The organism is Vibrio sinensis (assembly GCF_003605645.1).
Taxonomy (GTDB): Bacteria; Pseudomonadota; Gammaproteobacteria; order Enterobacterales; family Vibrionaceae; genus Vibrio; species Vibrio sinensis.
Map to the genome: position 1 here is coordinate 20,350 of NZ_QVMU01000034.1, position 16,408 is coordinate 36,757.

Consider the following 16,408-nt stretch of genomic DNA (forward strand, 5'->3'; position numbering starts at 1 on the left):
ACACGGGTAGCTAAATAAACATAATTAGCTAAATAAAAAAGAGGGAACATATGTTCCCTCTTTTTTTATCTCGTTGTCTAGGATTGCCAATTAGGCATGAATAGCCTTAACGCCTTCTTCCAGTAACTGCAGTTGCTCTAAACCTAATGGCGTAGCCTTAGGTTTTACGATAGCAATCATTTGCAGCATCCCTTGATGAATCACCTGCTCTGTTATTTGGGTCTTCGGTGACATGGCTGATTGATAGCCCAACCAACTTGAAGCAATGAGATGAAGTGTAGTTACCAAAGGTTTCATCTCTCGCTCAGAAACATTCAACAAATCCAAGCCAACAAAGACTCGCATAATGTTCACAAGGTTTGCCTGAAGCTTTTCCTGAACTTTAATGTAGTCGTCATGCAACCCCTCATCTCTTTGAAGGATCTCGGGCAAATTTGCATAGAAGAATCGATATTTCCACATCAAGTTAAAAATGGAAGCAAGATAATGCTTAAGCATCACTAGGCTCTCTTGCTGTTCCTGAATCGGTGTAAAACGCTCTAATAACTCACAAGAGTACAAGGAGAAAATCTCACGAACGATCTCTTGCTTGTTTCTAAAATGGTAATAAAGGTTGCCAGGGCTAATATCAATATGGGCTGCAATATGATTTGTAGTGATATTCCTTTCACCGTTATCGTTAAATAACTCAAGAGCAGCTAATACTATTTTATCGCGCGTCTTCATTGCCAATCCGTATCCGTTGTGTTTTTTTTAGTATAACCATTCATGTTGCTAATAACAAAAAGCGCCTGAATAATCAGGCGCTTTCGCTTACATTGGTATGATTCTAAAGTCGTTATTTATGGTACGGTTTTGATAACTCGTGAACCGCTTCAACAAATACGCCAGCGTTTTCTGGCGGCACATCTAAGTGGATACCGTGACCTAGATTAAATACATGACCAGTACCAGCATCACCGAAACCTTCAAGAATAGAACCCACCTCTTCACGAATTCGCTCAGGAGAAGCATAAAGCATTGATGGATCCATGTTACCTTGCAGTGCGACTTTATCGCCAATGCGAGCTTTTGCGTCAGCAATATTGATAGTCCAGTCTAGGCCAACCGCATCACAGCCTGTTGCTGCGATTTGCTCAAGCCACATGCCACCATTTTTAGTGAATAGCGTAACTGGCACACGGCGGCCATCATTTTCACGAATAAGGCCATCAACAATCTTATGCATATATTGCAGTGAAAATAGATTGTAATCACGCGGAGTCAGTACACCACCCCATGTATCAAATACCATCACAGATTGCGCGCCGGCTTTGATCTGTGCATTAAGGTATTCAATCACGCTGTCAGCAAGTTTATCGAGTAACAAGTGCAGTGTTTGTGGTTCTGCATACATCATTTTTTTGATCTTAGTGAACGCTTTTGAGCTACCACCTTCAACCATATAAGTTGCTAGGGTCCATGGGCTCCCAGAGAAGCCAATCAAAGGCACTTCACCTTGCAGATCTTTGCGGATCTGACGGACGGCATTCATAACATACTGTAATTCACCCTCAGGATCAGGCAAACCGATCTTATCAACATCCGCTTTACAGGTGATTGGCTTATCAAATACAGGGCCTTCACCTTGAGTAAAGCGCAGACCTAGACCCATCGCATCTGGGATGGTCAAAATATCAGAAAATAGAATCGCAGCATCAAGAGGAAAACGGCGTAATGGCTGTAAGGTCACCTCTGAAGCAAGCTCAGCATTGCGGCACAGTGACATAAAGTCTCCCGCTTGAGCACGAGTCGCTTTATATTCAGGTAGGTAACGGCCTGCTTGGCGCATCATCCATACTGGGGTGTAATCTACAGGCTCTTTCAAAAGCGCACGCAGATAACGATCATTCTTTAATTCAGTCATTGTGCTTTTTTCCAATCGTTAGGCGTTATTTTTACGTGGATATTCTAACACTGTTTCGCTCGCAAAAGACGAGTGCTTTGCAACCTAGATCAAGTTATTAACTTTTAAAACTCTGGTTAATTTGCACGCAGTCAGTAACAGTGCTTAAATCGCCCTGCTAGCGAAAACTACAATTACAATATTGAGTTCTTGTAACTCAAAATCTCATAACGACATCTTACTTACCCCCTCCTTCTCGGAGGGTTTTTTTTATTCAACAGAAACCACTGTATCCTATTCAAAATAAACCAGTAATATCCGCTTTACCACTTATTGGGAAAGAGCGATATCCTTGATTGTTTTATCGATTAATGCCCTTGCTATCGTCCCCTCAGGGGCTACATTTGGCATCTTTTCTGGGTAAAACCATTGAGCATCAGTTAATTCGTTATAGTCAGGTTTTATATCGCCTGACGCATAATCTGCCAAGAACCCCATCATCATGCTTGAGGGAAAAGCCCAAGGTTGGCTTCCAAAATAACGAATATTGGTAATATCGATACCTGTTTCTTCCTTTACCTCACGAGCAACACATTGCTCAAGGGTCTCCCCTACTTCTAAGAATCCGGCGATAACCGTGTACATCCCACTACGGTGTCGGGGATGCTGCGCAAGTAATATTGCATCGTCTTTTCTGACTGCGACAATGATACAAGGGAAAATACGAGGATAATGAAGCGTTCGGCAATCATGACATTGCATCGCCAACTGATTATGGTTGAGGTGGTTGCGTCCTCCACAATGAGGACAAAAGCGAAAAGTCTGCATCATGTGTCCATATTGAATCGCTCGACTTATCAATAGAAAAAGAGATTCCGGAAAGTGCAAACATTCTCGCAATGAAGTTAGCGGTCTTGGTGTATCGACATCGGCTTCATTTAACCAAAGAACTCGAATTCCCTGATGCTCACCGATACAAATCGCTTTATCTAAAGGAAGATTCTCTTGCGCCGCGCTAGAGAGTGGTAATTGACCGTTCTTCAGCCAAACCTCACTCCCTGAGACAATACACCAGTAAGTTATTTCAAACTTATCAGTAACACATTTATTTAACATTCACTTTCCTCATCCCTTGCAGTTCGATCATTTTACTGGCAATCTAATTTCATACCAGAGTTTGTATCTAAGTAATTCTTTAGTTATAAACTCTCGTAAGGACAATAGGTTGTATACCTATGTACGCCTTACTCAGTAAGGCTTAACGATCACCAGGGCAGTGATCCGATCATGAGGGTATGGTCATGCTAAATAAATTCAAACAAACACAAGAACAGTGGGGCGGCTCAAGCGAAGTCATCGATCACTGGTTAGAGACCAGACAAGAACTGATTGTCGAATATTGTAAGCTTGCTGCGCTTAAACCGACACAATCAAAATCAGGATTATCATCTCTACCTACACCTCAAAAATTACAGCTGTTTAGCCAACATTTAGTCGATTATATCTCTGAAGGTCACTTCAAGATCTATGACATGGTTATGGATAAATGGCGAGCGACAGGCTTTGAAGCGACAGATGAAATAAATCAGGCCTACGCAAAAATAGTGCTAACCACAGAACCATTGCTCAATTTTACTGACGTGTATGCTGATGTTGATAAAGAAGACACACTAGAAGCATTCGATCAGGATCTTTCGAACCTTGGTGAGATCATTGAGTTACGATTCGAATTGGAAGATGGGTTAATACAACTGATTGTAGATAGCCTTGCCGTCCCACCAGGTGCTTAACTAAAGCAATATGATACCCTGATAAAAGCCAGCAACTGTGGTGACTTTTATCAGGGTATATTAACGCTCGTAAATGTTTTTGATGTTTGCGTTAGTGTCGTACGTCTATCTATTATGAGATGAAAAACGCTCATTATCACTCTTACCTCCTCAATTTTCTTCGCCCATCTTTCTAATAAAATTCTACTGAACCTATTCTATTCTCTTTGGGTTATTCATATTTTTAATCAAATACAAACGATGAATATTGCAGGCAATAAAAAAGGCACCCTAAGGTGCCTTTTTCTATTCGCTAACTAAAGCTTATTCTTCAAAACTGAAACCTGTAAGGTTTAGTCTTCTGAAGAGAAGCCTGCGTTTAGCAGTGCAGCTAGATTGTCTGTAGCTTGTTCAGCTGATGGACCTTCTTGCTCTGCTTGACGCTTAGCTTGACGCTCTTGGTGGTATGCGAAACCAGTACCTGCAGGAATTAGACGACCTACAATTACGTTTTCTTTCAGACCACGAAGTTCATCACGCTTACCAGAAACCGCAGCTTCTGTTAGTACGCGAGTTGTCTCTTGGAACGATGCCGCAGAGATGAACGATTCAGTCGCTAGAGATGCTTTAGTGATACCTAACAGATCACGTTCGAAGCGAGCTGGCTCTTTGCCTTCTGCTTCTAGATCACGGTTAGCAACCTTAACTAGTGAGTATTCAACTTGCTCACCAGGTAGGAATTCTGAATCACCAGCGTGAGTGATTGTACACTTACGTAGCATCTGACGAACGATAGTTTCGATGTGCTTGTCGTTAATCTTAACGCCTTGCAGACGGTAAACTTCTTGCACTTCGTTCGCGATGTACTGAGTCACAGCATGAATACCACGTAAACGTAGGATATCATGTGGAGTCTCTGGACCATCAGCGATTACGTCACCACGTTCAACTTTCTCGCCTTCGAACACGTTCAATTGGCGATGCTTAGGAATCATCTCTTCGTAAACTTCACCGCTATCGCGAGTGATTACTAGACGACGCTTACCTTTCGTTTCTTTACCAAAGCTTACAGCACCAGTGTGCTCAGCTAGGATCGCAGGCTCTTTAGGCTTACGAGCTTCGAATAGGTCAGCTACGCGTGGTAGACCACCCGTGATATCTCGGTTTCCGCTCGATTTCTGAGGGATACGAGATAGTGTGTCACCGATGCCAACTTCTGCGCCATCTTCGATGTTTACGATTGCTTTACCTGGTAGGTAGTAATGAGCTGGCATATCAGTACCAGGGATCACTACGTCGTTACCTTGCTCATCTACAAGTTTGATAGCTGGACGCATATCTTTACCTGCAGCTGGGCGAGCAGCCGGATCAGTTACTTCGCTTGAAGATAGACCTGTAAGATCATCTGTTTGACGAGAAACTGTTACACCGTCGATCATGTCAACGAATTGGATGCGACCTGCCACTTCAGTGATGATTGGCATGGTGTGCGCTTCCCAGTTTGCTACTGTTTCACCAGCAGTAACTGTATCGTTATCAGCTTTGCTTAGAATCGAACCGTATGGCAGTTTGTGTTTCTCTTTCGTACGACCGAACTCATCAATGATGGTCATTTCAGATGCACGAGAAGTGATAACAAGCTTACCAGCTTTGTTGATTACAAACTTAGCGTTGTGAAGCTTAACAGAACCTGTGTTCTTCGCTTGGATGCTGTTCTCTGCTGCTGCAGTAGATGCCGCACCACCGATGTGGAACGTACGCATCGTTAGCTGTGTACCTGGTTCACCGATAGACTGAGCAGCGATAACGCCTACTGCTTCACCTTGGTTCACTAGGTGACCACGTGCTAGGTCACGACCGTAACACTGTGCACAACAACCGAAGTCAGCATCACACGTAACAACAGAGCGCACGCGCATGCTGTCTACTGAGTTCTCTTCCATGATCTGACACCACTTCTCATCAATCAGAGTATTACGTGGGATCAGAACTTCTTCAGAACCTGGTTTCAGAACGTCTTCAGCAACAACACGACCTAGAGCTAGCTCAGCCAGTGGAACTTTAACGTCACCACCTTCGATATGAGGCATCATGTCGACACCTTCAACTGTGCCACAGTCATGTTCTGTAACTACAACGTCTTGAGCAACGTCTACTAGACGACGAGTTAGGTAACCCGAGTTCGCTGTTTTCAATGCCGTATCCGCAAGACCCTTACGAGCACCGTGCGTTGAGATAAAGTACTGAAGTACGTTTAGGCCTTCTTTAAAGTTCGCCGTGATCGGAGTTTCGATGATCGAACCATCCGGACGAGCCATTAGACCACGCATACCAGCAAGCTGACGAATCTGAGCTGCAGAACCACGTGCGCCCGAGTCGGCCATCATGTAGATGCTGTTGAACGATTCTTGTTGCTCTTCCTCACCGTCGCGGTTAACGACTGTTTCGAAAGACAAGTTTTCCATCATAGCTTTTGCTACGCGGTCGTTCGTTGAAGCCCAAATATCGATTACTTTGTTGTAGCGTTCGCCCGCAGTTACAAGACCAGATTGGTACTGTTCTTGAATTTCACGAACTTCTTCTTCTGCTGCAGAAATCTCAGTGTATTTCGCTGCAGGAACAACCATGTCGTCGATACCAACAGATACACCAGATAGTGCTGCATAAGCAAAACCTGTGTACATGATTTGGTCAGCGAAGATAACTGTGTCTTTTAGACCAAGCTTACGGTAACACTCGTTAAGTAGGTTAGAGATTTGCTTCTTACCTAATTTTTGGTTAACGATGCTAAACGGTAGGCCTGATGGAACGATTTGCCACAACATTGCACGACCGATAGTTGTATCAACCATCTTAGTTTCTGTTGTGCTGTTGCCATCTTCATCTACAACTGTTTCAGTAATACGTACTTTAACGCGTGCGTGTAGTTCAGCGCTCTTAGTGCGGTATGCCTTTTCAGCCTCTTCAGGGCCAGCAAGGTACATGCCTTCACCTTTCACGTTGATCTTGTCACGTGTCATGTAGTACAGACCCAATACAACGTCCTGAGAAGGTACGATGATCGGATCACCTGAAGCTGGCGACAGAATGTTGTTCGTCGACATCATCAGAGTACGAGCTTCAAGCTGTGCTTCTAGAGTTAGAGGCACGTGAACCGCCATTTGGTCACCATCGAAGTCGGCGTTGTATGCCGCACACACTAGTGGGTGTAGCTGAATCGCTTTACCTTCGATTAGTACTGGTTCGAACGCCTGGATACCAAGACGGTGAAGTGTTGGTGCACGGTTCAATAGTACTGGGTGTTCACGGATCACTTCGTCTAGGATATCCCAAACAACCGCTTCTTCGCGCTCTACCATTTTCTTAGCAGCTTTGATTGTAGTCGCAAGACCACGAGTCTCTAGCTTGCTGTAGATAAACGGTTTGAATAGCTCAAGTGCCATCTTCTTAGGAAGACCACACTGGTGTAGACGAAGGTATGGACCTACTGTGATTACAGAACGGCCAGAGTAGTCTACACGTTTACCTAGAAGGTTCTGACGGAAACGACCTTGTTTACCCTTGATCATATCAGCAAGAGATTTCAGAGGACGCTTGTTCGAACCTGTGATCGCACGACCACGACGACCGTTATCCAATAGCGCATCAACAGACTCTTGCAGCATACGTTTTTCGTTACGTACGATGATGTCCGGAGCAGCAAGCTCTAGAAGACGCTTCAAACGGTTGTTACGGTTGATCACACGACGGTATAGGTCGTTCAGATCTGAAGTCGCAAAACGACCGCCATCTAGTGGAACTAGAGGACGTAGATCTGGCGGAAGAACTGGAAGTACAGTTAGGATCATCCATTCAGGGTTGTTACCTGAAGTGATGAATGCTTCTACTAACTTCAAACGTTTAGTCAGTTTCTTACGCTTAGTTTCAGAGTTAGTTGTTTCTAACTCCTCACGCATTTGCTCTGCTTCAGCGTGCATATCCATAGAACCTAAAAGGTCACGGATTGCTTCTGCACCCATCTTAGCAGTGAACTCGTCGCCCCACTCTTCTAGACGATCCAGATACTCTTCTTCAGTTAGCATCTGAGATTTTTCTAGATCAGTCATACCCGGTTCAGTTACTACGTACATTTCGAAGTAAAGAACACGTTCGATATCACGTAGAGGGATATCCATTAGTAGACCGATACGAGATGGTAGCGATTTTAAGAACCAGATGTGAGCAACTGGTGAAGCTAGTTCGATGTGGCCCATACGGTCACGACGAACTTTAGTTTGCGTAACTTCTACGCCACACTTCTCACAGATAACACCACGGTGCTTCAGGCGCTTATATTTGCCACAAAGACATTCGTAGTCTTTTACTGGGCCAAAGATACGCGCACAGAACAAACCATCGCGCTCAGGTTTGAACGTACGATAGTTGATCGTTTCAGGTTTTTTAACTTCACCAAAAGACCATGAACGAATCATGTCTGGTGAAGATAGACCGATTTTGATTGCATCAAACTCTTCGGTCTTATGCTGCGCTTTTAGAAAGTTTAATAAGTCTTTCACAATCAGCTCCTGTAAGGAGTTAAAAGGAGTCCACCCGCAAAAGTGAACACCTTTCTATAAAGAATCGCTTTAACTTCCCTGAGCTTTCACTCAGGGAGTAAGGGATTACTCTTCGTCTTCTAGCTCGATGTTGATACCTAGCGAGCGAATCTCTTTCAACAATACGTTGAACGATTCTGGCATGCCAGGTTCCATGCTGTGGTTTCCGTCTACGATGTTTTTATACATCTTAGTACGACCGTTAACGTCATCTGACTTAACAGTTAGCATTTCTTGAAGCGTGTAAGCAGCACCGTATGCTTCTAGTGCCCATACTTCCATCTCACCGAAACGCTGACCACCGAACTGAGCTTTACCACCAAGTGGTTGCTGAGTTACTAGGCTGTACGAACCAGTTGAACGAGCGTGCATCTTGTCATCAACAAGGTGGTTTAGTTTCAGCATGTACATGTAACCTACAGTTACAGGACGCTCAAACATGTCACCAGTACGACCATCAAACAGCTTAAGCTGACCTGATTCTGGTAGATCTGCCAGTTTAAGAAGCGCTTTAATCGATTCTTCTGGCGCACCATCAAATACAGGTGTCGCAATTGGTAGACCGCCACGTAGGTTAGAGATCAGAGTGCGAACTTCATCATCAGAGAGCTCAGCAATGTCAACTTTCTGGCGAGTATCGCCTAGAGAGTAAACTTTCTGTAGGAACTCACGGAACTTAGCAAGTTCTTGTTGTTCCTTAACCATTTTGTTGATCTTGTCGCCAATACCTTTCGCAGCCAAACCTAAGTGTACTTCTAGGATCTGACCGATGTTCATACGCGAAGGTACACCCAGTGGGTTAAGAACGATATCTACCGGCTGACCAGTTTCATCGTAAGGCATGTCTTCAACAGGGTTGATCTTAGAGATTACACCCTTGTTACCGTGACGACCTGCCATCTTATCACCAGGCTGGATGCGACGTTTAACTGCTAGGTAAACCTTAACAATTTTCAGTACACCCGGAGCTAGATCATCACCTTGTGTGATCTTACGACGCTTAGTTTCAAACTTCTTATCGAAGTCTGCACGAAGTTCGTCGTACTGCTCTGCTAGTTGCTCAAGCTGAGTTTGTAGCGCATCATTTTCAAGCGTTAGTTCTAACCACTTCTTACGATCAATCGTATTTAGGCGGTCTTCTGAGTAACCACCATCAAGTAATACAGAACGAACACGAGCAAGTAGACCACCCTCAAGAATCTGGAATTCTTCAGTTAAGTCTTTCTTAGCTTCTTTCAGCTGCATTTGTTCAATTTCAAGCGCACGCTTGTCTTTCTCTACGCCATCGCGAGTGAAAACTTGAACATCAATGATCGTACCAGAAACTGAGTTAGGAACACGTAAAGACGTGTCTTTAACATCAGAGGCTTTCTCACCGAAGATAGCACGTAGTAGCTTCTCTTCTGGTGTAAGCTGCGTTTCACCTTTAGGCGTTACTTTACCTACAAGGATGTCGCCACCTTTCACTTCAGCACCAATGTAAACGATACCTGACTCGTCTAGTTTAGACAGAGCAGACTCACCTACGTTTGGAATATCAGCAGTGATTTCTTCAGAACCAAGTTTGGTATCACGAGCCACACAAGATAGTTCTTGAATGTGGATTGTCGTGAAACGGTCTTCTTGAACTACGCGCTCAGATACTAAGATCGAGTCTTCGAAGTTGTAACCATTCCAAGGCATGAATGCGATACGCATGTTCTGACCAAGTGCTAGTTCACCTAGGTCTGTTGATGGACCATCAGCAAGAACATCGCCACGAGCAACCGGTTCGCCAGGCATTACACATGGGCGTTGGTTGATACACGTGTTTTGGTTAGAACGAGTGTATTTAGTTAGGTTGTAGATATCGATACCGGCTTCACCAGGGATCAACTCTTCTTCGTTCACTTTAATAACGATACGAGAAGCATCTACAGACTGAACCATACCACCACGTTTAGCTACCGCCGTAACACCAGAGTCAACTGCGATGTTACGTTCGATACCAGTACCAACTAGAGGCTTATCAGCGCGTAGTGTTGGAACTGCCTGACGTTGCATGTTCGCACCCATCAATGCACGGTTCGCATCATCGTGTTCTAGGAACGGGATAAGCGATGCAGCGATAGATACAACCTGGTTAGTTGCAACGTCCATGTAATCTACATGTTCACGTGGGTGTAGACCTGATTCACCTTTCTGACGAGCAGTGATCAGTTCTTCAGCAAATGTACCTTCTTCAGTAAGAACAGTATTCGCCTGAGCGATAACATACTGACCTTCTTCGATAGCAGATAGGTAATCTACTTCGTCTGTTACGATACCATCAACAACGCGACGGTAAGGGGTTTCTAGGAAACCGTACTCATTACAACGAGCGAACGCTGATAGTGAGTTGATCAGACCGATGTTTGGACCTTCTGGCGTTTCGATCGGACATAGACGACCGTAGTGAGTTACGTGAACGTCACGTACTTCAAAGCCAGCGCGTTCACGCGTTAGACCGCCAGGACCCAATGCAGAAATACGACGTTTGTGCGTCACTTCTGATAACGGGTTGTTTTGGTCCATAAACTGTGAAAGCTGTGAAGAGCCAAAGAATTCTTTAACTGCTGCTGAAATAGGCTTAGCGTTGATAAGGTCCTGAGGCATGATTGCATCAAGATCACCAAGGCTTAGGCGCTCTTTCACTGCACGTTCAACACGTACAAGACCAACACGGAATTGGTTTTCAGCCATTTCGCCAACTGAACGAATACGACGGTTGCCAAGGTGGTCGATATCGTCCACTTCGCCTTTACCGTTACGGATTGCGATCAGCTTCTTCATCACTTCGATGATATCTACTTCATCAAGGGTGCCTTGCTCTTGAGCACCTTCACGAGCGATAGAGCTGTTAAATTTCATTCGACCAACAGTCGATAGATCATAACGCTCTTCAGAGAAGAATAGGCTTTCGAATAAAGACTCTGCAGCTTCTTTCGTTGGTGGCTCGCCAGGGCGCATCATGCGGTAGATTTCTACCAAAGCAGAAATACGGTCAACAGTACTGTCAACGCGTAGTGTTTCTGACATGAATGGGCCATGGTCTAGATCGTTCGTAAATAGAACTTCTAGAGACTTATGTCCAGCTTGTGAAAGATTCGCTAGAGCTTCTAGGCTGATCTCTTGGTTTGCACCAACAATGATCTCGCCTGTTGCTTCATTGATTAGATCTTTTGATGCAACTTTACCAACGATGTACTCAACAGGTACTTCGATGTGCTCAATTCCGTCTTTTTCTAATTGACGGATATGACGCGCAGTTACACGACGACCTTGCTCAACGTAAACATTGCCATTCGCTTCGATATCGAACGATGCAGTTTCACCGCGTAGACGCTCAGGAACTAACTCCATCATTAAAGTTTTATCTTTAACTTGGAAGTTCACTTTCTCGAAGAATAGATCCAAGATCTCTTCTGAAGTTTTTCCTAGCGCGCGCAAAATGATTGATGCAGGCAGCTTACGACGACGGTCGATACGTACGTACAAGTTATCCTTAGGATCGAACTCAAAATCTAACCATGAGCCACGGTAAGGGATAATACGTGCGTTATATAGAACTTTACCAGATGAGTGGGTTTTACCCTTATCGCTGTCGAAGAAAACGCCAGGGCTTCTATGCAGCTGGGATACGATAACCCTCTCGGTACCATTGATAACGAAGGTACCATTGTCTGTCATAAGCGGAATTTCGCCCATGTAGACTTCTTGTTCTTTAATGTCTTTTACAGTACCTGCTGGCGCGTCTCTATCAAAAATAACTAGGCGTAATTTAACGCGTAGTGGTTTTGAATAAGTAACACCGCGAATTTGACATTCTTTAACATCAAAAACTGGCTCACCAAGACGGTAGCTAACGTATTGCAGCTCGGAATTGCCGTTATAGCTCTGAATTGGAAATACAGAACGGAAAGCAGCCTCAAGACCGTATTGTCCCTCTGGATCCTGTTCGATAAATTTTTCGAAAGAATCAAGCTGGATCGATAGAAGGTATGGAATGTCCAAAACTTGTGGACGAGTACCAAAGTCCTTACGGATGCGCTTTTTCTCGGTATAAGAGTAAACCATGGGGTTCCTCAGCTCGCTGATAAGTGACCCAAACCGTCCGCCCGCACCTAGTTACTTAAGGGGGGTAAGGGACAGTGACTAACAACTGTTTACTGTAGTGTCATTCCATTGCGATGAATGCAATGATTTTTGCTCAGGTAAAGACGCTTAAACAGCGGGAAAATTCGCCTATACCCTACAGCGCAAAAAGGCCGGTGGTTATTAAACCACCAGCCATTAGCCTTGCGGCTAGGAAATTAAGTAATAATTACTTAATTTCAATAGTAGCGCCAGCTTCTTCTAGCTGTGCTTTAAGAGCGTCAGCTTCAGCTTGGTCAACACCTTCTTTAAGTGCAGCAGGTGCACCGTCTACAAGAGCTTTAGCTTCTTTAAGACCTAGGCCAGTTGCGCCACGTACAGCTTTGATAACTTGTACTTTGTTAGGACCAGCAGCAGTTAGAATTACGTCGAATTCAGTTTGCTCAGCAGCAGCTTCAGCAGAAGCACCACCAGCAACTACAGCAGCAGCTGCAGTAACACCGAATTTCTCTTCCATTGCTTCAATTAGTTCAACAACTTGCATTACAGACATTTCTGCAACTGCGTCTAGGATTTGCTCGTTAGTAATAGACATAACAATTCTCTTTTAAGTCAACAATAAGTTTATTAAGCAACCAGTGAAAAGCAAGGCTTACGCCGCAGCTTCTTCTTTTTGGTCGCGAACAGCAGCGATAGTACGTACCAGCTTGCCAGCAGAAGCTTCTTTCATGCACATCATTAGGCGTGCAATTGCTTCGTCGTAAGTTGGTAGTGTCGCAAGTTTTTCAGCGTCAGTTAGAGCGCCTTCAAATGCAGCAGCTTTGATCTCGAAATCTTTGTTCTCTTTAGCGAAGTCTTTGAAAAGACGCGCTGCAGCACCTGGGTGCTCGTTAGAGAACGCGATAAGAGAAGGACCAGTGAAAGTGTCAGTTAGACACTCAAAATCAGTACCTTCAACCGCACGGCGTGCTAGTGTGTTACGAACAACTCGTAGGTAAACGCCCGATTCGCGAGCTTGTTTACGAAGAGTAGTCATTGCACCAACAGCAACACCACGAGAGTCAGCTATAACTGCAGAAAGTGCACCACTGGCAGCTTCGTTGACTTCAGCAACAATTGCTTTTTTGTCTAGAAGGTTTAAAGCCATCTTGGATTTACTCCTGGTTGTTATTACACCACTCACTATTATCACAACAGTGAGAGCTATTGAGGTGCTTCCCAGAAGAAAGGTAACTATTTACATAGAGCTTTCTGTCAGTTCGGGCACCATCTACGTAGGATAATTAAGCTTATTTATAAAAATAAACACCTACGGTCTTGGACGGAGACTGGGTCATAACTCATACAAACTATTATATAGTTTATCGAATTAACGTTCAGCCCCAACCACAAATATTAGGCGCGGAATTATACACTAATTTCGCACCTAATCAAATATATTACGCTTGAGTGTTCAGGCCAGCCTGATCAACTGCAACGCCAGCACCCATAGTAGTAGAGATGCTAACTTTCTTCAGGAAAACACCTTTAGCTGAAGAAGGCTTAGCTTTCTTAAGCGCAACTAGTAGAGCTTCTAAGTTCTCTTGTAGTTGGTTCGCTTCGAAAGAAACTTTACCAATTGTAGTATGGATGATGCCGTTTTTGTCGTTACGGTAACGAACCTGACCAGCTTTAGCGTTCTTAACAGCTTCAGCAACGTTAGGAGTTACAGTACCAACTTTAGGGTTTGGCATTAGACCGCGTGGACCTAGGATTGTACCTAGTTGACCTACAACGCGCATTGCATCTGGAGAAGCAACAACAACGTCAAAGTTCATTTCGCCCTTTTTAACTAGCTCAGCTAGATCTTCCATACCCACTAGCTCAGCACCAGCTGCTTTAGCAGCTTCAGCGTTTGCGCCTTGAGTGAATACAGCAACGCGGATATCACGACCAGTACCGTGTGGTAGCACAGTTGCGCCACGTACGTTTTGGTCAGATTTACGAGCATCGATGCCAAGGTTTACAGCAACGTCTACAGACTCAACGAATTTAGCAGTTGCTAGTTCTTTAAGAAGAGCTACAGCTTCGTTGATTTCGTATTCTTTAGTTACGTCAACTTTGTCGCGGATAACGCGCATACGCTTAGTTAGTTTTGCCATGATCTTAACCCTCTACCACTAGGCCCATTGAACGAGCAGTACCCGCAATAGAACGTTTCATCGCTTCGATATCAGCACCAGTCATGTCGCCAGCTTTAGTTTCAGCGATTTCTTGGATTTGAGCTTCAGTAACAGTACCCACTTTCTCAGTGTTTGGACGACCTGAGCCAGACTTGATACCAGCAGCTTTCTTAAGAAGAACAGCAGCAGGAGGAGTCTTAGTGATGAACGTGAAAGAACGGTCAGAGTAAACAGTAATAACTACTGGAGTTGGTAGACCTTTCTCAAGAGATTCTGTTTTTGCGTTGAACGCTTTACAGAATTCCATGATGTTCACACCGTGTTGACCTAGAGCAGGACCAACTGGTGGACTTGGGTTCGCAGCGCCAGCAGCAACTTGTAGCTTGATATAAGCTTCAACTTTCTTAGCCATGATATATCCTAAATATTGGGTTCAAACGCTAATCAATCGATCAGCTCCCCGGTTTCGTAAAAAACTTTTTGCTTAATATAAGCAAAAAGGCGCGAAATTATAGTCAGATTCCACGCCTTTAACAAGCCTTAAAAAGGTGTTTTTTTAGTCAAGTTTTTCAACTTGGCCAAATTCAAGCTCGACAGGTGTCGCACGACCAAAGATCGATACAGACACTTTAACGCGGCTCTTATCGTAATCTACCTCTTCAACGGTACCGTTGAAGTCAGCAAATGGACCATCTGTAACACGAACAACTTCACCCGCTTCGTACATAGTACGTGGACGAGGAGCTTCACTCGCTTTCTCAAGACGGTTAAGAATCGCGTCAGCTTCCTTATCTGTGATAGGAGCTGGACGATCAGAGGTACCACCAATGAAGCCCATGACACGCGGAACACTACGCACTAAGTGCCATGATTCATCGTTCATGATCATCTGAACTAGGACGTAACCTGGGAAGAACTTACGCTCAGACTTACGACGCTGTCCTGCGCGGATTTCCACTACTTCTTCAGTAGGGACAAGTACTTCACCGAATAGCTCTTCCATGCTATGCATTTTGATATGCTCGCGAAGAGATTGAGCTACACGACCTTCAAATCCAGAGAAGGCTTGAACTACATACCAGCGTTTTTTTGGAGCTTCACTCATGAATTAGAACCCTCTATACCCCAGTAACAAATGCAACAAGACGAACCATAATGCCGTCAATGCCCCATAGTGCTAGAGCCATTACAATACTTACAGCTAAAACGATCAATGTTGTTTGCAGAGTTTCTTGGCGTGTTGGCCAAACCACTTTGCGAACCTCCATACGAGATTCTTTTGCAAAACTGATCGCTGCTTTACCTTTTGTTGTTGTTGCAGCAACACCAAGTGCAGCAGCAATTAAAACAACAACGCCCGCAGCGCGAACTACTACCGACATATCACCGTACAGGTAATTACCCACAACAGCGGCAGCTAACAGAACAAAAGTGACAATCCACTTCAACATGTCTGCTCCGCCTGAGCTATCAGGAGTTTCAGCATTATTTGCTTTCATAAAACCAACCTGTCATAAGTCTAATATAGACGACAACAACCCCGCTGTTGCAGGGCAAATCCACTACACGCTATTCCCTAACGCGAATAAACGCACATCCTTTGTTCGGTAGAGCATTGATTACCCTGCCAAAACATCTCGCTTAATACATGCTTGGATAATAAATCAGCAAACATTAAATTTAGCGTAGAAAAAGGGCATCAAATGATGCCCTTCTTACTACTGGTTCGTCAAATCTTATTCGAAGATTTTAGCAACAACACCAGCACCTACTGTACGGCCACCTTCACGGATAGCGAAACGTAGGCCATCATCCATTGCGATTGGAGCGATTAGCTCAACGATCATTTGGATGTTGTCACCAGGCATTACCATTTCTACGCCT

At 44.3% G+C, this 16,408-nt stretch carries 13 protein-coding genes; 1 reads left to right on the forward strand and 12 read right to left on the reverse strand.

Going from position 1 to position 16,408, the window contains the following annotated elements; all coding sequences use genetic code 11:
- Nucleotides 1–90 precede the first annotated feature (90 nt).
- The 3 genes from DZ860_RS21705 to nudC form a co-directional block, all read right to left on the reverse strand.
- Nucleotides 91–726, reverse strand: coding sequence for a TetR/AcrR family transcriptional regulator (locus DZ860_RS21705; RefSeq protein WP_120035191.1), 636 nt, complete (start codon nucleotides 724–726; stop codon nucleotides 91–93).
- A 112-nt stretch (nucleotides 727–838) separates the two neighbouring features.
- Nucleotides 839–1,906 (reverse strand): uroporphyrinogen decarboxylase, encoded by a 1,068-nt coding sequence (gene hemE / locus DZ860_RS21710; protein WP_005596706.1) that lies wholly within the window; start codon nucleotides 1,904–1,906, stop codon nucleotides 839–841.
- Between the two features lie 309 nt (nucleotides 1,907–2,215).
- On the reverse strand, nucleotides 2,216–3,001 hold the full coding sequence (gene nudC, locus DZ860_RS21715; protein WP_120035193.1) for an NAD(+) diphosphatase: 786 nt from the start codon (nucleotides 2,999–3,001) through the stop codon (nucleotides 2,216–2,218).
- A gap of 179 nt (nucleotides 3,002–3,180) precedes the next feature.
- On the opposite strand from nudC, the gene rsd reads away from it, so the two are divergent.
- The gene (gene rsd, locus DZ860_RS21720) at nucleotides 3,181–3,675 is read left to right on the forward strand and encodes a sigma D regulator (protein ID WP_120035195.1); all 495 of its coding nucleotides are present in this window, start codon (nucleotides 3,181–3,183) and stop codon (nucleotides 3,673–3,675) included.
- Nucleotides 3,676–4,007: 332 nt separating this feature from the next.
- Here rsd and rpoC read toward each other — a convergent pair whose 3' ends face one another.
- The 9 genes from rpoC to DZ860_RS21765 form a co-directional block, all read right to left on the reverse strand.
- Nucleotides 4,008–8,210: a DNA-directed RNA polymerase subunit beta' gene (gene rpoC, locus DZ860_RS21725; protein ID WP_120035197.1), complete on the reverse strand. Its 4,203-nt coding sequence runs from the start codon at nucleotides 8,208–8,210 to the stop codon at nucleotides 4,008–4,010.
- Between the two features lie 105 nt (nucleotides 8,211–8,315).
- Nucleotides 8,316–12,344: a DNA-directed RNA polymerase subunit beta gene (gene rpoB / locus DZ860_RS21730; protein WP_120035199.1), complete on the reverse strand. Its 4,029-nt coding sequence runs from the start codon at nucleotides 12,342–12,344 to the stop codon at nucleotides 8,316–8,318.
- 247 nt (nucleotides 12,345–12,591) lie between these two features.
- Nucleotides 12,592–12,957: a 50S ribosomal protein L7/L12 gene (gene rplL, locus DZ860_RS21735; RefSeq protein WP_120035201.1), complete on the reverse strand. Its 366-nt coding sequence runs from the start codon at nucleotides 12,955–12,957 to the stop codon at nucleotides 12,592–12,594.
- Between the two features lie 57 nt (nucleotides 12,958–13,014).
- Entirely contained in the window at nucleotides 13,015–13,509 is a 495-nt protein-coding gene (gene rplJ, locus DZ860_RS21740; protein WP_120035203.1) for a 50S ribosomal protein L10, read from the reverse strand.
- Nucleotides 13,510–13,801: 292 nt separating this feature from the next.
- Nucleotides 13,802–14,503 (reverse strand): 50S ribosomal protein L1, encoded by a 702-nt coding sequence (gene rplA, locus DZ860_RS21745; protein WP_120035205.1) that lies wholly within the window; start codon nucleotides 14,501–14,503, stop codon nucleotides 13,802–13,804.
- Between the two features lie 4 nt (nucleotides 14,504–14,507).
- Nucleotides 14,508–14,936, reverse strand: a complete 429-nt coding sequence (gene rplK, locus DZ860_RS21750) for a 50S ribosomal protein L11 (RefSeq protein ID WP_120035207.1) — start codon at nucleotides 14,934–14,936, stop codon at nucleotides 14,508–14,510.
- Between the two features lie 144 nt (nucleotides 14,937–15,080).
- Nucleotides 15,081–15,629 (reverse strand): transcription termination/antitermination protein NusG, encoded by a 549-nt coding sequence (gene nusG, locus DZ860_RS21755; RefSeq protein WP_040989451.1) that lies wholly within the window; start codon nucleotides 15,627–15,629, stop codon nucleotides 15,081–15,083.
- A 13-nt stretch (nucleotides 15,630–15,642) separates the two neighbouring features.
- Nucleotides 15,643–16,023 carry a preprotein translocase subunit SecE gene (gene secE, locus DZ860_RS21760; RefSeq protein ID WP_120035209.1) on the reverse strand — a complete coding sequence of 127 codons (381 nt, stop codon included), beginning with the start codon at nucleotides 16,021–16,023 and terminating at the stop codon, nucleotides 15,643–15,645.
- Between the two features lie 237 nt (nucleotides 16,024–16,260).
- Nucleotides 16,261–16,408, reverse strand: a 148-nt coding sequence (locus DZ860_RS21765) for an EF-Tu C-terminal domain-related protein (protein ID WP_500691421.1), incomplete at its 5' end; no start/stop codon positions are given.

What these genes read in the sequence shown, in the direction of transcription:
- hemE (WP_005596706.1), bottom strand. Translation starts at nt 1,906, where the DNA reads ATGACTGAATTAAAGAATGATCGTTATCTGCGTGCGCTTTTGAAAGAG.
- rplK (WP_120035207.1), bottom strand. Translation starts at nt 14,936, where the DNA reads ATGGCTAAGAAAGTTGAAGCTTATATCAAGCTACAAGTTGCTGCTGGC.
- nusG (WP_040989451.1), bottom strand. Translation starts at nt 15,629, where the DNA reads ATGAGTGAAGCTCCAAAAAAACGCTGGTATGTAGTTCAAGCCTTCTCT.
- rplA (WP_120035205.1), bottom strand. Translation starts at nt 14,503, where the DNA reads ATGGCAAAACTAACTAAGCGTATGCGCGTTATCCGCGACAAAGTTGAC.
- DZ860_RS21705 (WP_120035191.1), bottom strand. Translation starts at nt 726, where the DNA reads ATGAAGACGCGCGATAAAATAGTATTAGCTGCTCTTGAGTTATTTAAC.
- rsd (WP_120035195.1), top strand. Translation starts at nt 3,181, where the DNA reads ATGGTCATGCTAAATAAATTCAAACAAACACAAGAACAGTGGGGCGGC.
- rplL (WP_120035201.1), bottom strand. Translation starts at nt 12,957, where the DNA reads ATGTCTATTACTAACGAGCAAATCCTAGACGCAGTTGCAGAAATGTCT.
- nudC (WP_120035193.1), bottom strand. Translation starts at nt 3,001, where the DNA reads ATGTTAAATAAATGTGTTACTGATAAGTTTGAAATAACTTACTGGTGT.
- secE (WP_120035209.1), bottom strand. Translation starts at nt 16,023, where the DNA reads ATGAAAGCAAATAATGCTGAAACTCCTGATAGCTCAGGCGGAGCAGAC.
- rplJ (WP_120035203.1), bottom strand. Translation starts at nt 13,509, where the DNA reads ATGGCTTTAAACCTTCTAGACAAAAAAGCAATTGTTGCTGAAGTCAAC.
- rpoB (WP_120035199.1), bottom strand. Translation starts at nt 12,344, where the DNA reads ATGGTTTACTCTTATACCGAGAAAAAGCGCATCCGTAAGGACTTTGGT.